This is a genomic window from Paenibacillus woosongensis, from assembly GCF_009725165.1.
In the GTDB taxonomy this organism is placed as follows: domain Bacteria; phylum Bacillota; class Bacilli; order Paenibacillales; family Paenibacillaceae; genus Fontibacillus; species Fontibacillus woosongensis.
Genome location: NZ_WNZW01000003.1, coordinates 59,627 through 79,496, shown reverse-complemented (window position 1 = coordinate 79,496; position 19,870 = coordinate 59,627). Strand labels below are relative to the sequence as shown.

Below are 19,870 nucleotides of genomic sequence, written 5' to 3'. Positions count from 1 at the left end.
CTTCTACTATTGTAATTTTTGAATTCGGTCCCATTGGCTCACAATATCTGTCACACGTACGCCAAAGTTCTCGTCAATGACGACAACTTCGCCTTTGGCAATCAGTTTGTTGTTCACAAGAATATCTACCGGTTCGCCGGCAAGCTTGTCCAGCTCGATAATCGAACCTTGGGACAGCTCTAAAATATCCTTAATTTGCTTCTGGGTCCTTCCTAATTCTACGGTGACTTTAAGGGGTATGTCCATCAGTAAATTTAAATTATTCTCATCCACCTGTCCGTAGGCAGGAGCCCCGAAATTAGCGAATTGCACCGGCTGAACATTTAAGTTGCGCCCTTGCATTCCGCCATAATGCTGCGGCTCGTGATATGGCTGTCCTTGCGGCGGCGGATAATAGCCTTGATCCTGCGTCGGAGGCATCATTGGAGGCTGCTGAGCAGCGGGTCCCGTTGGATGCTGTGCCGGCGGCTGTGTATAAGCAGGCGTCTCATCAAAGGATGTAGGCATGCTTGCTGGCGCTGGCGATGGTGCTGGCGCAGAAACTGGTGCCTGAGCTGGTGCTGGCGCTGCTGCAGCCGCACTCTCTCTAGAGGTTGATTCTGTAACAGCACCGTTAATCAGGCTGTCTACCATTTCTTTCGAAAACTTGACCGTAAGAAGCTGCATGATTGTCGAATCAATCAAATCTCCGATTGTAAGCCTGAATGAAATTTTAATGAGTGTCTCATCGGGAGGCAGACTTCCCACCCCGGTTCCATTCGACATGTTCAATATATCTACGCCTGGCGGCGAAATATTAACGAACCGATTAAAGATCGTCGACATCGACGTCGCCGAGGAACCCATCATTTGATTCATTGCTTCTTGAACGGCGCTAATGTGAATATCGTTTAATTCTTCTTCAGCCGGATTACCGTCTCCGCCAAGCATAAGATTTGCAATGACTTGTGCGTCCTTTGTCTTAATGATCAGAGAATTAATCCCTTCGAATCCATCGACATATTGGACATGAATCGCTACATGAGGCTTAGGAAACTCGGTTTCGAATTGTGAACGTGTTATAATAGAAACTTTTGGAGTTGTAATATCAACTTTTTTGTTAAGCAAAGTTGATAAGGCCGTAGCAGCACTGCCAAAAGTAATGTTGCCGATTTCGCCCAAAGCATCTTGCTCGAGCGGTGTCAAGTAATCATCTACCGTCGGTTCGGACGGTGAATCGCTATTTGCCTGCTTAAGCAGAGCGTCAATTTCCTCTTGGGACAAATAATCTTTACTCGTCAAGTTCCTCAACTCCTTCGCTGACAATTTCGTCAATTTGAACGGCGACTCGGTCTTTAAGCGTACCCGGACTGCCGATATATTTCAGTTTGTCGCCGACTCTTATGGCGAGCCCGTCATGAACAGGCTTGTTTAGGGAAATCACATCTCCGACAGACAACCCTAAAAATTCTTGAATCGTAAGTTGTGATTCACCAAGTTCAGCAACGATCGGCAGTTTAGCTTTGTTTACGCGATTGCGAAGAGCATCCACCTCTTCGGGAACACGCGACTTCTTCTGGGATACGAACCAATGATGAACCGAGAGCTTCGGCATGATCGGCTCGATGACAACATGCGGAATACATAAGTTGATCATTCCCGTCGTGTCACCGATTTTAGTACTCAGCGAAATGAGGGCAATCGTCTCGTTAGGCGAAACGATTTGCATAAACTGAGGATTCGTCTCCAATCCTTCCATTCGCGGACTAATGTCAATGACGGTTTTCCAAGCCTCCTGCAGGCTTTCAAAAGCCCGGCTAAAAATTCGTTCCATAATAATCGTCTCAATTTCAGTCAAAGACCCGATTTTGGACGGAGCCATTCCAATCCCGCCAAGCAGTCTATCCAGCATAGCAAATGCGACGTTTGGATGAACTTCGAGCACCATTCTTCCTTCCAATGGCTCTGCTTCGAATATATTAAGAATCGTCATTTTGGGTATAGAACGTATAAATTCATCATAAGGCAGCTGTTCGACTTGAACGACGTTGATTTGGACAAATGTACGGAGCTGCGCTGAAAAATAGGTGGTAAGAAATCTCGCAAAATTCTCGTGAATCCGGGTTAAACTGCGGATATGATCTTTGGAAAACCTTACCGCCCGTTTAAAATCATAGGCCCGGATTTTCTTCTGCGTTTCTTCCTTTTTCAGTTCCTCTGCATCCATTTCACCAGAAGACAACGCGGCGAGCAGTGCATCGATTTCGTTCTGCGATAATACATCTACCAAACATCTCACCCCCTTCAAGGATTTAATCGATCGATATTGATCTAAATAGCCTGCATAATGAATTCTGTAATATCGATTTGAATCAATTTCCCTTCAGGCAGTGATGTATTGATCAAATTCAACAATTTCGCGCTCAAATTATCTTTACCCTTAGCGCCGATCAGATCTTCCGGCTTCGTGTCGGCAAGCGTCTTGATGATAATCGGTTTGATTTTGAAATCTTTAATTTTGTCAAAGGATTCCTTGGACGATTCCCGATCCAATTGGAATGCGAAGTTCATAACGACTACATAATTCGGATCCGACAAATTCGTTTTGATTCCGTCCATGGACGATGTAACTTTCACCAGCTCATCCGCTGACAGCTGTGCTGGATGGCCTACATTTTGTACTGCTGTGTTGACTTCATTGCCTGAATTAGGCTTAGTCATTTGATTCACAAGCAGGAAAGCTGCCATTACGATTAAAGTGATTGCGAGTAGCATCGTAATTAGCCAAGGCGCCATTTTCTTCATGACTATTCCTCCGTTTGTTGCACTTTAATGGTTGCTGCATGGATACCGATCTCAGTGTAGTATTCATTCACCTTCGCAATAATGTCGGCGGCCTTCTCCAGCACGATCATACGTTTACCCGTAACGAGGGTTACGTATGTATCAGGTGTTTCTTCTACTGTTTCGATCATAATGGCGTTCAACCATGCTTGTGTTCCATTCAAACGTGTTACAGATATCATGTAAACCCTCCATTCGGGAACCGTATTATGATGATGAGACGGAGGAAGGGCTACCCTCCCCCGCTATTTAGCGAATTAACGCTTCAGGTTTACTACTTCTTGCAGCACTTCATCCGAAGTCGTGATGATTCGGGAGTTCGCTTGGAATCCGCGTTGCGCAACGATCATTTCTGTAAATTCACCAGTTAAATCAACGTTGGACATTTCAAGCTGTCCAGAAATGATCGCACCGGTTCCTAATTCAGCGTTGTTTCCTGTCGTTGGCTCCAGGTCATCGAGGTTAGCGTTCGGGCTCAAACGGTACAAGTTTCCGCCGATTTTCTCCAAGCCCTCAGGGTTAACCACACGAGCCACCCCAATCGCCTCGCCTGCTTCAATTTCACCATTAGCCATCTTCATCATGATCGTACCATCCTGCGCGATCGTGAAGGCTACTACCTCCTCGTCCAGCGGCTCAAGCGGAGCGCCGTCTGCACTCCAAACGCGCAATCCATCGGAAGTTACCAGTTGACGGGCGGCATCCAAATGGAAATCCCCTGCTCTGGTCAAGAATGGCGCTTCCTGATCTTCACCTAAGGAAACCATGAAGAAGCCGTCCCCATCAATTCGCAAGTCCAGCGGATTGTTCGTCGTCATGGCACTACCGGCCATGTGAAGCGTATCAATGGAGCCGATCGACACGCCAAGTCCGATTTGCTTCGCATTAATGCCGCCCATTCCGTCATCGGTTGGAGCGGTAACACCGGAAACCGTCTGGCTCATAATGTCCTTGAACATGACCCGGCCCGCCTTAAACCCTACCGTATTCACGTTAGCGATATTGTTGCCGATGACGTCAAGTTTAGTTTGAAACCCGCGCATTCCTGATACGCCCGAATACATCGATCTTATCATTTAGTCAATTCCTCCTTGGAACTTTGATTAAGCCACTTCAGTCGGTCGGTGACTTGTTGGCTCTCCGTTTCCGGGCCAGCCAGTTAAGAAATAATTATGGCGCTGTCGATTTGCGTGAATACATTGTCTTTCATGCTATTCCCGTCCATGGCAGTAACAACGGTTCGATTATGGACGTTCACGATCAAAGCCATATCCTTTAATAAAATCAGCGAATCTTTGGCGCCTTTTGCCGCCGCATTATCGATAGCCGATTCAATCTGATGAAGCTGTTCCGGATGCAGTTGAATTCCCCTTTGTTCAAGGCGTTTAACAGCATGATTGCTGAAATGAAGCAACCGGTTTTGCAGCATCTCCTCAAACGTTGCATCCTGCGGCTTAGCCGTTCCCGTAGGTTTGGCTTGAGCCAGCGAATTCGGTTGAATTCTTCCGGGGTACAAGCTGCCTATGCGGATTGGTTCATTCATGGCGAGTCAGCTCCATCTAAAGAGCTGTTCTGATTTTCTGACTGTGCAGATCCCTCTGTATCCGATTCTTCTCCGACAAGATTATCGCCAGGAACTGGCGCTTCATCAATTTCCAGAATATCTGACAGCTTAATTTCTTTGTCCCCAACTTTGGCATACTGGACATTATCCCGAATAACAATTCCCTCGACGATTCCGCTGCCATTCGAGGTGACAGTAGTTTTACCCGTCTGGATATCGTATTCGCCAGTATATTCCGTTTCGATCCAGGATACCCGCTTGCCAATCAATCCCGATACCGTTCCTAACGATTGGTTCATAACATCAAGCTGTTTGGAAATATTCATTAATTGCTCAACCGAAGTGAACGTTGCCATCTGAGCGATGAATTCCTTGTCCTGCAGCGGCTGCATCGGATCCTGATTCTGCAGCTGGGTAATAAGTATTTTTAGGAACTGGTCTTTGCCCAGCGTCTGATTGTCTTCTTGGCTTTTGCTTGTAACATTCTGTGCTGAATAGCCCGGCCAAGAGACATTTGGGAAATTAGACACGGCTTTTCCTCCTTTCCATTAAACTCTGGCGACAAAGGAACTTCCATAATTCTCTTCCCGAGTTCTCACTTCAGAAATCCAATCATTCCATTCGTCATTCAAATCTCCCAAAGCTAACAGATCTTCCTCGCGAACTTCGCGACGTTTGTTGTTCTGCTGCTGATGCGCATCGCTGCTTTGCTGGCGACCATCTTGATACATATGGGAGGACAACGAAGAGTTTTGCGTCACTTCCAGCTTGTTTACTTGCAGCCCCTGCGCTTGCAGCGCCGATCTCAACTGCGCCATCTGGCCTTCAAGAGATTCCCTCGCAAAGGCGTGTTCCGTAACAAACTGGGCTATTAACTGTCCGTTTTGCAGGGTGATTCTCACATCTACCTGGCCAAGATGCTCCGGATATAGAGATATTCTGGCCTGTGACATACCTTGAAGCTTAATGATTTCGAACTTATTGACTAGAAATGCTCCCATTTCTTTGCCGAACTGTTCAACTGGCACCGGAGGCGCAGGCGGTTTAACAGGAGCCGCAAGGCCGTCTCGCATGGCGAGTTGTCCTGCTGTAACGACATTGCCTGTATGAAGCACATTCCCTAATTCTTCTGCATCAGCTACGCCTGTAGTTTCAGCCGCGCCTGCCACCTGAACTAAGCTTCCTTTGCTTATGTTCTGAGTTGCATGACTCGCCAAAATCGTATGAGCTGTCTGGGAATCAGCGGACTGCTGGTTCGATCTATTCCCGGCCGTCTGGCTGGAAGCATTGCTAACGATCGTTTGAATGCTGTTGTCCAGAATGGATGCCCAATTGGCATTCGCTGTATTTCCTCCGCTCGGCTGATCAAGGGTTAGGTTTGCTGCTTGACGCGCACCAAGAACTTGCTGCAGCACTTCCAGCAACTGCTGGTACGGCAGAATCGAAGAGTTAGCCCCACTTAGCTGGCCGGAAGTATTCATCAACTGTACCAATGCATCTTGAATCGCAAAGCGCATTGTCTCTGGATGCTGGGCTAGAACTGAAATCTGAGCGCCGTCAGCTCCATTGACAACTGCAGCATCGCCGTGTGCTGGCTCAATAATCAGCTGTACTCCTTGCAGCCATGCCTGAAGAACAAACAATAAAGAAGGGTCATTCTCCATGGCCTGATCCAGCTCGTCCAACTGCCCTAACAATCCGTCGATTACCGCTTGCAGATTCAGAAGCTCGGCATCAGCCGTCTGCTGCTCGTCCGAATTCGTTAATCCTAATAGTCCTAAAGATTGCAGTGGAGCTCCTCCCTCAGCGGATCCAGCATTTCCAAGCAGCATGGCTACTAGAGTCTGGTCAAATGCTTGGCCAGCAGCCTGGCTTCCGCCTGCTTTGCCGTTTGCAGATACCATTACTCCAGCGGCAGCATTTCCTGCGGATAAGTTGGATATAAATTGACTCATTTTATATTCACCTCCTTTCCCCAAGAATACGAGTGTCACTTCACCTAATAAATCATTTGCTTACAAGCTTATTCAAAATTTTAGCAGTAAGCTCTTCATCTTCTTTCGTCATGGCCGCCAGAATTTTGGACCTTGTTCCATCGTCTACGGCATTCAAAATTTTCAACGCTTTGTCCGGACTGATTTTATGTGTCTGGATAATCAGCTTGGAAGCTGCGTCTGCCGACATCCCCGCAAAGGTTTGACCTAGCTGCTTATCATCCAGCCCTGCTGTGGAAGCCGCCGCTTGAGCGGAGGATTCGGCATCCTTTTTCAGCCTGGACTGCAAAGCGGCAATCGCCATGTCATCAGCAGGCTTGGCATCCTTAAGCAGGATTGAGATATCCGCCGCCTTGGCAGGATCCATTTTTTCGAGAATGGCTACTTTGCTCTCATTATTCATTAAGCTGAGCATTTGCAGCGTTTCTTCTATGGTTAATTTCTCTAAAATGGCTGCCGCCTTGCTGGGACTCATCTGCGCGTAAAGCTGGGACAGCTTCTTAACTTCTTTCTGATAGGCCTCATCTTTAGCGGTCTCTTCCTTCTCGATCGCTTCCGTTAGAGCGGCATCCAGTTGAGCCTGAAGCTGCTTTACTTTATCCTCCTGCGCTGTTGCCTGGCGGTTCGCTTCTTCCAGTTCCGCATCCTTTTGGGCAACCTGATCCTTTAATTCCTTAACAGTTGCTTCTGTGCTCTCGGCCTGTTTTTTTGCTTTATCCTCTTCGTTATCCCCCGCTGCTTCGACACCCTCCGGATCCGGCACAAAATTCCGGACAATCGGTATTTTATTGCCAAAATCGATCATCGTAGCCCGGAAGTTCATATTAAACAACGTCAGTAGGACAGCCAGCAGAACAACCGTAAATAAAATCGGCGTCACGAAAAACAAAAATCTGGCAAACCCGCCACCCGATTCCAAATCTTCTTCTAAATCAGCCTGCGCCATTCCATTCCCTCCTTCGCAAACCCATCGCTGATGCCCGTGTTACTCCTTACCGGGCTTTCATGGCAAACCGGACCGTAGCTATTTCGTCCAGTTCGTTTTGTTCCCGAAGAAGCATTTCGTGCTGATATTTGTGTTTAGCTTTTTCTTTTGCTTTGAGCCAGACTTTCTCATCCAGCATTTTACCGTTCAACACGGCCTTCTTCTTCTCAACATTTGCTTCAGCACGCCGGATGTCGCCTAGCTTGCTTTCAATGCAATTCTCCAAATAATCCATATAAAGCTGCAATTCCTGAAGTTTGATCATCGATGCTTTATTCTCCATTGCAGACTGAATGGCCGTAAAGGTTCGTACCTTATCCTCCTCCAGCAATTCGAGGGAACGCTGCTCCGCCTGCAACTGGCCGACTGCAGCAGATAACATCCATTCAGCCTGCGTCTTCTGATTGGATTTCAAATCGACAACTTTCTGGTAGACGTAACGGAACTTCATCCTCTACTCGTCATCTCCTCGCAAATTCAGCAATTAAACGTTCCTGTACTTCAGACAATGTGGATTTCTCGTTCACCTTCTGCTTGGTAAAGCTCCAAATGCTATCGATATATTCCAGGGCTTCGTCAATTTCATCGTTGGAACCCTGCTGATATGCTCCGATATTAATCAGATCCTCAGAATCTCTGTACACGGACAGCAATCTTTTTAGATTCTCCGCTGCCTCGGTCTGTTCTTCCGGCACGATATCCTTCATGACACGGCTGATGCTTGCCAAAATATCAATCGCGGGGAAGTGTCCCTTGTTCGCGATATTCCGGTTAAGCACGATATGTCCGTCCAAAATCCCCCTCACCGCATCCGCGATAGGCTCGTTCATATCATCCCCGTCGACAAGCACGGTGTAGAATGCCGTAATTGAACCGACCGGCCCCGTTCCCGCACGCTCCATTAGCTTCGGCAAGGCTGCGAATACCGACGGGGTATACCCTCTCATCGCAGGCGGCTCGCCTACGGCGAGTCCAACCTCGCGCAGTGCCATGGCGTACCGGGTTACGGAATCCATCATCAGCATGACATTCAGACCTCGGTCACGGAAATATTCGGCAATGGTCGTAGCGATCAGAGCGCCCTTCATCCGAATCAAGGCCGGCTGGTCGGAGGTTGCGACGATAACGACGGATCGCTCCAAGCCTTCCGGGCCAAGATCGCGTTCAATAAAATCTAGAACCTCGCGACCCCGTTCGCCGATAAGCGCAATCACATTGACATCGGCCGAGGTGTTGCGGGCGATCATGCCCATCAGCGTACTTTTACCTACCCCGGAGCCGGCAAAAATGCCGACGCGCTGTCCTTTGCCAATCGTAAGCAACCCGTCGATGGCTCTAACACCAATGCTTATCGGCTGGGCGACGCGAGGCCGGGTCAGCGGATTCATCGGCTTGTTATATGTGGAATAGTGACCCATTCGGGCTGGAATCAACGAGCCGTCCAGCGGTTCGCCAAGTCCATCAAGCACTTTCCCGAGCAGCTCTGAGCCGACCTGCACTGTTAAAGGCTTCCCTGTACCAACCACGTCACAGCCCGGGCCGATCGACTGCAGCTCCCCAAGAGGCATGAGCAGTACTTTATTGTCCCGAAAACCAACGACTTCGGCTCTAAGCGGCTCCGAGGATTTGCTCGGATAAATATAGCAAAGGTCGCCGATGCTCGCATCTGGTCCCTCGGATTCAACCATCAGTCCAATAACTTGCGTCACTTTCCCATTAATTCGTATCGGGTCCATATGCCTTAGATGATCAATATATTTCGCTGTATCAAGTTTCATCATGAGCTTGTCCCCGGGTAGTCTTCATTATCGAGTGAAATCCGTAGGAGTTCCTTTTTGATTTCGGCAAGCTGTGTATCGATTCTAGCGTCGACGCTTCCGAAAGAGGAACGAATTACGCAGCCTCGATCCTGAACTGTCGCATCGGGTAAAATCTGAAGTTCAGCTTGCGAATCGATGACTAGGCTGAGCTCTTCACGCGCTGCCTGAACAAAAGCAAATTGAGCCGGCGAGACGCAGAGCGTGATTACGCCCTGCTCTCTTTTTCTGGACAAGCTCCTCTTGACGAGATCCAGTACATAGTCCGGTTCTAGGCCTAATTGCTTATCGATCACTTTCTCCGCAATCGAGCAGCTCAGTTCCACAACAAACGGTTCCGCTTCCTGGATAATCCGTTCTTTTTCCAAATAAGCTTGCTCAAGCACAGCGCTCGCCTCGCTCATCATCTGCTCTATCGTTGCCTGAAGCGACTGCTCTGCCTGCTGCTTGCCTTCTTCATATCCTTGATTGAACCCCTCCGATTTGAGGGCTTCGATCAAATGTTCATCCTGCTCTCTTTGCTCCTGCCACCATGCTTCGATCTGGAGTTTGGCTTCGGCAAGCATATTCTCCGCTTGTTCCGAGGCTTCCCTGATTTGCCGTTCGGCGAATTCTTTAGCATCGCTGAGCATTTGCCGCCTTGCCTCTTCAGCCGCTATATCTTCAGCTGAAACCGTCTGAATCGGAGCCTCAGAGTTGTCATCATCTAATTGTTGATCCTGGGGGGATTCGTATGCCTTCCCCAGATTCAATTGTTTGAGAATGTCGACCGGTACATATTGGGACACCTTAATCAAATTAGACAATGATGTCATCTCCTCCGCCGCGGGCTATAATGATCTCTCCGGCTTCTTCCAATCTGCGGATCGTTGCTACAATACGAGTTTGAGCTTCTTCCACATCACGAAGCCGCACAGGCCCCATATATTCCATTTCTTCCTTGAAAGTATCCGACATGCGTTTGGACATGTTGCGGAATACCGCTTCACGAACTTCTTCACTGGCCACTTTAAGCGCAAGCTGCAAATCGGAATTCTCGATGTCGCGAATAATCCGCTGAATCGAACGGTTATCGATATTGACGATATCCTCAAATACGAACATCCGCTTTTTGATCTCTTCTGCGAGCTCAGGATCCTGAATTTCAAGGGAGTCCAAAATTGTCCGCTCCGTACCGCGGTCGACCCCATTCAAAATTTGAACAATCGATTCGATACCGCCAGCACTTGTATAGTCCTGCGTTACTGTAGCCGATAGCTTCTGCTCCAGCACCCGCTCTACTTGGGAAATAACCTCTGGAGAAGTGCTGTCCATCATAGCGATTCTCCGGGCCACATCCGCCTGTTTCTCCTGCGGCAGCGAAGAAAGAATCGCTGCTGCTTGCTCAAACTGCAGATATGACAATACGAGCGCAATCGTCTGAGCATTCTCATTCTGGATAAAGTTCAATATTTGATTAGGGTCCGCCTTGCGGGCAAAATCAAAGGGTCTGACTTGCAGCGTTGCCGTCAAGCGATTAATGATTTCGAAGGCTTTGGTGGAACCCAATGCTTTCTCCAGAATTTCTTTGGCATAATTAATGCCCCCTTGCGTGATATATTCTTGAGCAAGGCAAATCTGATGAAATTCTGCCATAATCATATCTTTTTCGCTGCTGTCCACTTTACGGACGTTAGCGATTTCGAGCGTCAGCTGCTCTATCTCATCATCACGTAAATGCTTGAATATTTGCGCTGACACTTCGGGACCGAGCGTTATTAGCAAAATAGCCGCCTTTTGTTTTCCGGTAAGACCAGAAGTCATCGTTTTTGACACTACGTTCACCTCTACTCGTCTGCCAGCCAGGTGCGCAGCAGGTTAACAAATTCATCCGGCTTCTTCTTCGCCAGCGTTTCGAGCTGTTTACGCACTTGACTTTCGTTCGTAATAGTATCCAAGTTGATCGACGGGAATTCAGGAGGTAAAGGCAGCGGCAGCTCTTCTTCCTCTTCTTCCTCTTTTTTGCGACGACGGAACACAAGCGCTCCAATCCCAGCTCCCACTAGCAGGACTGCGATCGCCCCACCCCAAACCCATGGGTTAGATAAGGCAAGGCCGGCAGCTTTTTCTTCAGATCCATGAAAAGTTTGTGAGAAAACAGCAACTTTTTGCTGGAGTTCAGCGTCTGTATAAGTAGTACCTGAATCGGCAAGATAAGATCTGACGATATTCGCTAATATGTTCTCAATTGCATCCTGGGTGGCTTGATCCAAAGAATCTTGTCCAACAGGTGGTTCAACTGCTACATTAATGGTTAAATCTTTAACAACATAAGGACTCGCTACGATATCCTTGGTTATACGGTTGACCTCATAGTTAATCGTGGAAGAGGATTCTTCGGAGCTTACACCGGTACCGCTGCTTTCAGCAGGATAACCCGGTACGTCTTCAGTTCCGGTGCCAGGAATTCCGCTATCCTGATTGCCTTGACCTTGGCCGGTATAGCTTTTCTGAATTCTTTGGGCACTGATCTCAATTCCCCGCATATTTTCGGTATCAACGGGGGTAACAAGGTTGTTTTTCTCAATAATTTGATCGAAATTAAGCGTTGACGCTACTAGAACCTCGATTTTATCAGGCCCCGTCAACTTGGAAAGAAACTGTTTAACGCTTCGGCTTACATCACTTTCAAACTTTTTCTGTAGAGCCATATTCTCCTGCACAGCGGTCGTAAGAGAACCAAGATTGCCTCCTTGCCCCGTAGGCAAAAGTACAGTGTCATCACTGGAGGAGATGGAAATATTCTCGATCGGCAGGTTAGGTATGGATGTCTTCACAAGGTTGAAGTATCCATCCACTGCTTCCTGATTAGGACGATATCCCGGTTTAAAGCCGATGACGATCGAAGCGGATGCCTTCTGCTGTTCTTCCGGACTGGCGAATACATTTTCCTCCGGCAAGTTAATCAGAACCTTTGCATCTTGCACACCCTTCATACGCTTCAGCAGCTGCTCCACTTCACCATTGAGTGCGCTTCTATACTTCACGCTGAATTCATTGTCCGTCATACCGATAAGGGAAGAACTCTCGTTAAAAGCTTCCCAGCCGATAGAGCCGTTTTTCACGATACCCTGTGAGCCTACGTCCACTTTCACACGAGACGCTTCCTTGCTAGGCACGGAAATGCTAGTTCCATCCGCGCTTAACTTATAAGGAATACCGCTTGTTTCAAGGTGATTTATGATGCCCGCTGCATCTGTAGAATCCAAATTTGTAAAAGCTACTTCATATTCCGTTTTAGAAAACTGAATCGTCAACAATATTACTGCCAATAAAATGATCGCTATCGTCGATATTAATAGCGTTTTTTGCTTACTGCTGAAATTATTCCAATATCCGGTCAATCGGTCCCGGTATTGGGCGATTCTCTCATTCACAATGTCACCTCATCCACAGCTTGCTAGTTTCATTAAATTTGCGTACGCATAATCTCTTGATAAGCTTCGATCACTTTGTTCCGTACTTGCGTAGTGAGCTGCAAACTTAACAGTGCTTGCTCTGAGGCGATCATGACCTGATCAACATTCGCTTGACCAAGGAGAAACTGCTCATTGACTCGTTGTACATTGTTTTCTTGTGCGGCTACTCCGTTCAGCGCGTCAGTCAAATATGAACTGAAATTTTTAATCGCTTCTGAAGGAGATGTTACTGTTGGTTTGACCGGTTCTGTTGCGGCCTCTAACCTTTGAATCGTATTCAGACTAATATTGTTTTGGATCAATTCTTCCCAACTCCTGACTGCTTCAATTTGACTGGTTATTTACCGATTTGCAGGGCCTTTGAAATCATGGCTTTACTGGCGTTCAGTGCGGTGATGTTGGCTTCGTAGGACCGTGTGGCTGAAATCATGTCTACCATTTCCTTCATCAAATCTACGTTTGGCATGTAGACATAGCCTTCGCCGTCAGCGTCGGGATGCGTCGGATCGTATACCGGCTTGAATGGCGTTTGATCTTCCGTAATCTGAGTAATCTTTACCCCTTGGCTAATGGGTTTCTTGCCCAATAACGAATCCAGTGTAGTACCAAAATCGGTTTTGTTGGGTGCCATGACAACCGTCTTCCGCCGATACGGAACCGGCTGGCCATTTTCCATGCTGGCGCGTGTTGTTCGGGCATTGGCGATATTGGAGGAGATAACATCCATACGAAGGCGCTGCGCTGTTAGTGCTGAAGAACTAATACTGAAACTGTCGCTGATTTTCAAAGCTTATTATCTCCCTTCTGTAGCCACGCGCTTCATTTTGACTTGATAATTCAACTGTTCTATGTACGTGTCGTACCTAAGTTTATTTTCCGCAAGCAAACTCATCTCGCTGTCGATGTCCACGTTATTCAGGTTGTTGTTCATTGCTGTTCTGTCATCGACCACGATTCTGGGCTCCGGCACATTCCCTGAGGAACCTATGACAAAGTGCCTATAATCGGTCCGATTTCCCCGGAGAGCAGGCATTCCGCCGTTCAACTCATTCTGCAACAAGGTCTCGAAAGATACGTTCGAACGCTTGAAATAAGGGGTATCCACGTTCGCTATATTATCTGCTATCACTTGCTGCCTAGTACTGGCAGCCTGAATCGCGTTTTCGAGCCTTTGAAAGCCTACGCCATTTAGTAGCTGCATCTTCCTATCCCCCTTAATTGATTAAATTTCCTCATTCTAATTCTCGACTCACAACTAATTCCACACATATTCGCAAATTCCTCTTTTTTTCGACAATAAACCGTTTCGATAGTCTTTCTATTGTCCTATTTGCTCAAAAAACAGCTTAATGTCATATATCCTAAGTTTCAAGCAGATTCGACATTATTACAATAAGAAAAAAGCCCTATCTTTACAGATTTTAACGATTAATTATGCATTTTTTGAATAATTTTCAATATTTTTATGAAAAATCGACATTTTTAGGTATGACCTTATGCCGATTATACTTGTCGGAAAAAGAAGAAAAGCCGCAGCCCCAATTTCATGGGACTAACGGCCTCAAATGGCTTTCTTATGCGGTTTAGGAAGATGTCCGGAGTTATAAAATAAATTGACTGAGATCGCGATCCTGGGCAATATCGCCTAGTTTCTCGCGTACATACTCCGGAGTGATCGTCATTTTTTCAAGCGTAAGCTCTGGCGCCTCGAATGATAAATCCTCCAGCAGCTTTTCTAGGATCGTATGCAGGCGTCTTGCTCCGATATTCTCGGTATTGGCATTAACAGAGGCGGCAATTTGAGCGATTTCGGCAATCGCCTCAGTGGAAAAATCTATTTCAATGTCTTCCGTGCGCAGCAGCTCGGTGTATTGCTTCGTCAATGCATTTTTTGGCTCAGTAAGAATCGAAACGAAGTCCTCTTGGGACAAGCTGTTCAGCTCAACCCGAATCGGAAATCTCCCCTGAAGCTCAGGGATCAGATCCGAAGGTTTAGCCACGTGAAATGCACCGGCAGCAATAAACAAAATATAGTCGGTTTTTACAGGTCCATATTTAGTCATCACCGTCGATCCTTCAACGATCGGCAAAATATCCCTCTGCACACCTTCGCGAGACACATCCGGTCCTGAGCCGCCGCCTCCGCGGCTGGCTACTTTATCAATCTCATCAATAAAAATAATCCCGGACTGTTCGGCACGGGCAACCGCCTCTTGTACGAGGTCATCATGATCAATGAGTTTGCCCGCCTCCTCCTGTGTAAGTACTTTACGCGCCTCCTTGACCGTTAGCTTACGCTTCTTCGTACGCTTCGGAAGGAAGTTTCCGAACATCTCCTGCATATTCATTCCCATCTGGTCATTGCCTTGACCAGCAAACATATCCAGCATGTTCGGCGCCGTATCTTCCACTTCAATCTCAACCGTATCTTCTTCCATTTGTCCCGCAGCCAGCTTGGCTCGAACCTGGCGCCGCTGCTCGGCTAGCGAGCTGTCTTCCTGCGCCTCTTCCGCCGACGGAGTCTCGCTCGCATGCTGGTTTCCAAACAGCATTTCAAACGGATTTCGGTTGTTTTTGGCTTTATGGCTGGAAGGCACAAGAATTTGCACTAGCCTTTCATTGGCTAGTTCCTCAGCCCTATCTTTTACTTTTTCGGTACGCTCCAGCTTCACCGTGCGAATCGCAGTCTCAATCAAATCACGGACCATAGATTCTACGTCTCTTCCGACATAACCGACCTCGGTAAACTTCGTAGCCTCCACTTTGATGAAAGGGGCCCCGACCAGCTTCGCAAGCCGCCGGGCAATCTCTGTCTTTCCGACACCCGTGGGTCCGATCATCAAAATGTTCTTGGGCACGATTTCATCCTGCACCTCTTCGCTGAGAAGACTGCGGCGGTAACGGTTGCGCAAAGCGACTGCAACAGATTTCTTCGCTTGCTTCTGTCCCACGATATACTTATCCAGCTCAGAAACGATTTGTCTTGGTGTTAATTGAGAATTCGTCATGAGTATCCTCCTTTTGAAGGGTATTTTTTGACTATGCCACGAAAAAAAGTCCGGTTGGCCGGACAGGAAAGCCGATGGCAGCCTGTTCCCGGCATAGCTTCTTGGCACGGAAACAGGCACACATCAAAGTTCTTCGACGATTATATTATTGTTCGTATACACGCAGATTTCAGAAGCGACCAGCAGCGATTCAAGCGCAATGTCCTTCGCCTCCAATTGAGCCGCATGACGCTTTAGCGCACGGGCAGCAGACAAAGCAAAATTGCCGCCTGAGCCGATCGCCAGGACATCGTCATCCGGTTCAATGATTTCGCCCCCGCCGGAGATCAGGAGCATGCCTGTTTTGTCCATAACGATCATCAGGGCTTCCAATTTCCGGAGCACCCGATCCTGGCGCCAATCCTTCGCCAGCTCTACCGCGGCACGCTGGAGATTGCCGTGATGCTCCTCCAGCTTGGCCTCAAACTTCTCAAATAGAGTAATGGCATCGGCCACAGAGCCGGCAAAGCCGGCCAAAACCTGACCCCTGTACAGGCGGCGGACCTTCTTGGCCGTCTGCTTCATCACGACGCTTTCGCCAAACGTAACCTGACCGTCGCCCGCAATAGCTCCTTGGCCATTGTGGCGAACAGCACATATGGTCGTTGCATGAAAAGTAGGAATCATTCAATCCATCTCCTCTGTTTAGGGGTACCCGTATATCATTATATGAAGCGCTATACAGGACGATACTTCCTAAGAATCAGCCTTGTAAGCGGGAATCAGTAATGAACGTCTTTAAACTGTCCAATGCCCGGTGGGCAAGGGCTTCATTCTTCTCCGCCTTTTTACGGTAACGGGTGTCCAGCTTCGGGAATAAACCGAAATTGGCATTCATCGGCTGAAAATGCTTGAAATCAGCCGTCGTGATGTATCTGGCCATGCTTCCTAACGTTGTATCCTCAGGGAACACGATGCCGTCCTGCTCATTTACCGCCAATGCAGCATTGATTCCTGCAATCAGCCCCGAGGCCGCAGACTCGACATATCCCTCTACACCGGTCATCTGCCCCGCAAAGAACAGCCTTGGCCGCTCTTTCAGCTGATACGTCGGCTCAAGCAGCTTTGGCGAGTTAATAAATGTATTGCGGTGCATGACGCCGTAACGGACAAATTCAGCATTCTCCAAGCCTGGAATCATCGAGAATACCCGTTTTTGTTCCCCCCATTTCAAATGAGTTTGAAATCCTACCAAATTGTACAGCGTTCCCGCCGCATTATCCTGGCGCAGTTGAACGACCGCGTGCGGGAGCTTGCCGTCATGAGGATTCACGAGTCCTACCGGCTTCATCGGCCCAAATAAAGCCGTCTGCTTTCCCTTTCGCATCATAATTTCAATCGGCATGCAGCCATCGAAATAAATTTCCTTCTCAAACTCTTTCAATTCGGCAACTTCCGCGTGAATAAGAGCCTCGTAGAACGCATCGAATTCCGCTTCCGTCATCGGGCAATTCAAGTAAGCCGCTTCTCCCTTATCGTATCGCGATGCCAAGTAAACTTTGTTCATATCGATGGAGTCCTTCTCCACGATCGGTGCAGCAGCATCGTAGAAGTAGAAATAATCCTCGCCGGTCAAACGCTTGATCTGCTCCGATAACGCCGGAGAAGTCAGCGGCCCCGTGGCGATGATTACGATTCCGTCCTCCGGGATTTCCTGTATTTCTTCATTTATAACCTCGACCAGCGGATGTTCGCGCAGCGTCCTGGTAATCTCGCCTGAGAAGCCGTCTCTGTCAACCGCCAAGGCGCCTCCCGCGGGAACCGCATTGCGGTCTGCCGCTCCAATGACCAATGAACCCAGCATGCGCATCTCTTCTTTGAGGACGCCTACGGCATTAGTCAGGCTGTTGGCTCGCAAAGAATTGCTGCAAACTAGTTCGGCAAATTTATCGGTATGGTGAGCCGGCGTCTTCTGGACAGGACGCATTTCGTATAATCTTACAGGGATGCCGCGCTTAGCGAGCTGCCAAGCGGCTTCGCTTCCGGCAAGCCCTGCTCCAACAACGGTAACTCTCTTTGATTGCTCCACTCTATTTACCCCCTAATGTGTTTCAGTAGGTCTGTTCTAGTTGTCGTCTATTCATCGGAGGTATCTTCATTCTCCTCGATCGGCTCCACGTGATCGCAAGCCGTGCACTGCAGCTTGCCTCCTTGCTTGTTGCGCTTCTCAACGAGCAGCCCTCCGCATTTCGGGCAAGGCTTCGGAGATGGTCTATCCCAGGACACAAAATCACATTCCGGATACCGGTTACACCCGAAAAATATTCTTCCTTTCTTGCTTCGCCGTTCCACGACATGGCCTTCTTTGCATTTCGGACACGTCACACCGATGTCCTTGATGATCGGCTTGGTATTCCGGCAGTCCGGGAAACCGGAGCAAGCGAGGAATTTGCCGAAACGCCCCAATTTATATACGAGCGGCTTGCCGCATTTCTCGCAAATTTCATCGGAAACTTCATCTTCGATTTCGATTTCCTTCATTTCTTCTTCAGCGACTTCGAGCCGCTTCTCAAACGATTCATAGAAATCGCTCAGTACGCGAACCCAATCCTCGGAACCTTCCTCCACATGATCGAGATCCTCTTCCATATGCGCAGTAAACTCCACATCCAGAATTTCTGGAAAAAACTGTTCCATCTGCTCAATGATTAGTTCCCCGAGTTCGGTAGGCATGAACTTCTTGTCTTCTATCGCTACATAACCGCGCTTCTGGATCGTCTCCAAGGTAGGCGCGTACGTACTAGGCCGTCCGATCCCCAGCTCCTCGAGCGTTTTTACCAAACGTGCTTCCGTGTACCTTGGCGGTGGCTGGGTAAAATGCTGCTTTGGCTCAATTCCCTCGGTTTGCAGCTGGTCGCCAATTGCAAGCGGAGGCAAATATTTATCATCATCGGTCGTTCCATCGTCATTGCCTTCCACATACACCTTCATAAAGCCGTGAAAGCGGATTTTCGAGCCAACAGCACGGAACGTAACGTCTCCTGCAGCGATGTCCACGGAGAGAGTATCCAGTACAGCAGAGGACATCTGACTCGCCATAAAGCGTTCCCAAATCAGTTTATACAAACGATACTGGTCGCGGCTCATAAAGGACTTTACGGATTCAGGGTCGCGAAGCACGGAGGTAGGACGTATCGCCTCGTGCGCGTCCTGGGAACCAGCCGCTTTCTTCGAATACTGCCTTGGCGTTTCGGGCGCATATTTCTCGCCGTATTTATCGAGAATATATTCCTTTGCTTCCGTTTGCGCAGATTCGGCGATCCGCGTAGAGTCGGTTCGCATGTAAGTAATGAGACCTACGGTCCCCTCTTTGCCCAAATCTACTCCTTCGTACAACTGCTGAGCAACCGACATTGTCTTAGCTGCACGGAAATTCAGCTTGCGGGCCGCTTCCTGCTGCAGAGAACTCGTCGTAAATGGAGCTGCTGGATGGCGGAGACGCTCTCTCTCTTTCACCTCTGAAACCGTAAATGCAGCACCCTCGATCGATTTCAATATCCCATTTACCTGTTCTTCATTGTTCAGCTCCAGCTTCTCTCCGCGAAGCTGGTGGAACTTCGCTTCGAACGAAGATTCTCCCGTCTTGAGCTTGGCTGTTATGCTCCAATACTCCTCCGGAACAAATGCGGAAATCTCGTTCTCCCGGTCCATGATAATTTTAACGGCAACCGATTGAACTCTTCCCGCCGACAGGCCTTTCTTAACCTTCTTCCATAGCAAGGGACTGATCTTGTAGCCAACGAGCCTGTCAAGAATCCGCCGTGCTTGCTGGGCATTTACGAGATCCATATTGATTTTGCGCGGTGTCTTGAACGCATCCTTGACCGCCTGCTTCGTAATCTCATTGAATACGACACGGCAGGTTTCTGTTTCATCCATATCGAGCGCATGAGCCAAATGCCAGGCTATCGCTTCCCCTTCGCGATCGGGGTCAGCCGCGAGGTAAATTTTCTTTACCTTTTTACTGGCATCCTTCAATTCCTTCAATACAGAACCCTTACCACGGATTGTTATATACTTTGGACTGAAGTCATTCTCTACTTCAACCCCAATTTGGCTCTTGGGCAAATCGCGAACATGTCCCATTGAAGCTTTCACGATGTATTTGCTGCCTAAGTATTTGCCAATCGTTTTCGCCTTGGCAGGCGATTCCACGATGACGAGTGAATCCGCCACAGGGTC

At 48.2% G+C, this 19,870-nt stretch carries 21 protein-coding genes; all 21 read right to left on the bottom strand.

The window, feature by feature from the left end:
* Positions 1-6: 6 nt before the first annotated feature.
* Complete coding sequence (fliY, locus tag GNP95_RS11335) at positions 7-1,281, bottom strand: flagellar motor switch phosphatase FliY (protein ID WP_155610977.1); 1,275 nt, start codon at positions 1,279-1,281, stop codon at positions 7-9.
* The gene (fliM, locus tag GNP95_RS11330; protein ID WP_155610976.1) at positions 1,271-2,269 is read right to left on the bottom strand and encodes a flagellar motor switch protein FliM; all 999 of its coding nucleotides are present in this window, start codon (positions 2,267-2,269) and stop codon (positions 1,271-1,273) included. Before fliM ends, fliY begins: the two co-directional genes overlap by 11 nt.
* Before the next feature lie 41 nt (positions 2,270-2,310).
* The gene (locus tag GNP95_RS11325; RefSeq protein WP_155610975.1) at positions 2,311-2,784 is read right to left on the bottom strand and encodes a flagellar basal body-associated FliL family protein; all 474 of its coding nucleotides are present in this window, start codon (positions 2,782-2,784) and stop codon (positions 2,311-2,313) included.
* Between the two features lie 2 nt (positions 2,785-2,786).
* Entirely contained in the window at positions 2,787-3,005 is a 219-nt protein-coding gene (locus GNP95_RS11320; protein WP_155610974.1) for a flagellar FlbD family protein, read from the bottom strand.
* Positions 3,006-3,080: 75 nt separating this feature from the next.
* A complete protein-coding gene (flgG, locus tag GNP95_RS11315) occupies positions 3,081-3,899 on the bottom strand; it encodes a flagellar basal body rod protein FlgG (RefSeq protein WP_155610973.1) in 819 nt (272 codons plus the stop codon).
* An 83-nt stretch (positions 3,900-3,982) separates the two neighbouring features.
* Positions 3,983-4,366: a TIGR02530 family flagellar biosynthesis protein gene (locus GNP95_RS11310; protein WP_155610972.1), complete on the bottom strand. Its 384-nt coding sequence runs from the start codon at positions 4,364-4,366 to the stop codon at positions 3,983-3,985.
* Positions 4,363-4,917 carry a flagellar hook capping FlgD N-terminal domain-containing protein gene (locus GNP95_RS11305; protein WP_330163361.1) on the bottom strand — a complete coding sequence of 185 codons (555 nt, stop codon included), beginning with the start codon at positions 4,915-4,917 and terminating at the stop codon, positions 4,363-4,365. Before GNP95_RS11305 ends, GNP95_RS11310 begins: the two co-directional genes overlap by 4 nt.
* Before the next feature lie 18 nt (positions 4,918-4,935).
* A complete protein-coding gene (locus GNP95_RS11300; protein ID WP_155610971.1) occupies positions 4,936-6,342 on the bottom strand; it encodes a flagellar hook-length control protein FliK in 1,407 nt (468 codons plus the stop codon).
* Between the two features lie 52 nt (positions 6,343-6,394).
* Complete coding sequence (locus GNP95_RS11295; protein ID WP_155610970.1) at positions 6,395-7,327, bottom strand: MotE family protein; 933 nt, start codon at positions 7,325-7,327, stop codon at positions 6,395-6,397.
* Positions 7,328-7,373: 46 nt separating this feature from the next.
* Positions 7,374-7,817 carry a flagellar export protein FliJ gene (gene fliJ, locus GNP95_RS11290; RefSeq protein ID WP_155610969.1) on the bottom strand — a complete coding sequence of 148 codons (444 nt, stop codon included), beginning with the start codon at positions 7,815-7,817 and terminating at the stop codon, positions 7,374-7,376.
* A 10-nt stretch (positions 7,818-7,827) separates the two neighbouring features.
* Complete coding sequence (gene fliI / locus GNP95_RS11285) at positions 7,828-9,147, bottom strand: flagellar protein export ATPase FliI (RefSeq protein WP_155610968.1); 1,320 nt, start codon at positions 9,145-9,147, stop codon at positions 7,828-7,830.
* Positions 9,144-9,989, bottom strand: coding sequence for a FliH/SctL family protein (locus GNP95_RS11280; RefSeq protein ID WP_155610967.1), 846 nt, complete (start codon positions 9,987-9,989; stop codon positions 9,144-9,146). The genes fliI and GNP95_RS11280 overlap by 4 nt, the downstream gene beginning before the upstream one ends.
* The gene (fliG, locus tag GNP95_RS11275) at positions 9,982-10,986 is read right to left on the bottom strand and encodes a flagellar motor switch protein FliG (RefSeq protein ID WP_155611299.1); all 1,005 of its coding nucleotides are present in this window, start codon (positions 10,984-10,986) and stop codon (positions 9,982-9,984) included. Before fliG ends, GNP95_RS11280 begins: the two co-directional genes overlap by 8 nt.
* A gap of 23 nt (positions 10,987-11,009) precedes the next feature.
* Positions 11,010-12,599: a flagellar basal-body MS-ring/collar protein FliF gene (gene fliF, locus GNP95_RS11270; RefSeq protein ID WP_330163360.1), complete on the bottom strand. Its 1,590-nt coding sequence runs from the start codon at positions 12,597-12,599 to the stop codon at positions 11,010-11,012.
* A gap of 32 nt (positions 12,600-12,631) precedes the next feature.
* Entirely contained in the window at positions 12,632-12,970 is a 339-nt protein-coding gene (gene fliE / locus GNP95_RS11265; RefSeq protein WP_213589407.1) for a flagellar hook-basal body complex protein FliE, read from the bottom strand.
* Positions 12,971-12,978: 8 nt separating this feature from the next.
* Positions 12,979-13,428, bottom strand: coding sequence for a flagellar basal body rod protein FlgC (gene flgC / locus GNP95_RS11260; protein WP_155610965.1), 450 nt, complete (start codon positions 13,426-13,428; stop codon positions 12,979-12,981).
* Between the two features lie 6 nt (positions 13,429-13,434).
* Positions 13,435-13,842 (bottom strand): flagellar basal body rod protein FlgB, encoded by a 408-nt coding sequence (gene flgB, locus GNP95_RS11255; RefSeq protein ID WP_155610964.1) that lies wholly within the window; start codon positions 13,840-13,842, stop codon positions 13,435-13,437.
* 400 nt (positions 13,843-14,242) lie between these two features.
* Positions 14,243-15,649: an ATP-dependent protease ATPase subunit HslU gene (gene hslU / locus GNP95_RS11250; protein WP_155610963.1), complete on the bottom strand. Its 1,407-nt coding sequence runs from the start codon at positions 15,647-15,649 to the stop codon at positions 14,243-14,245.
* A 123-nt stretch (positions 15,650-15,772) separates the two neighbouring features.
* Complete coding sequence (gene hslV, locus GNP95_RS11245) at positions 15,773-16,315, bottom strand: ATP-dependent protease subunit HslV (protein ID WP_155610962.1); 543 nt, start codon at positions 16,313-16,315, stop codon at positions 15,773-15,775.
* A 76-nt stretch (positions 16,316-16,391) separates the two neighbouring features.
* Positions 16,392-17,717, bottom strand: coding sequence for a methylenetetrahydrofolate--tRNA-(uracil(54)-C(5))-methyltransferase (FADH(2)-oxidizing) TrmFO (gene trmFO, locus GNP95_RS11240; RefSeq protein ID WP_330163359.1), 1,326 nt, complete (start codon positions 17,715-17,717; stop codon positions 16,392-16,394).
* Positions 17,718-17,764: 47 nt separating this feature from the next.
* A complete protein-coding gene (topA, locus tag GNP95_RS11235) occupies positions 17,765-19,864 on the bottom strand; it encodes a type I DNA topoisomerase (protein WP_330163358.1) in 2,100 nt (699 codons plus the stop codon).
* Positions 19,865-19,870: the final 6 nt, after the last annotated feature.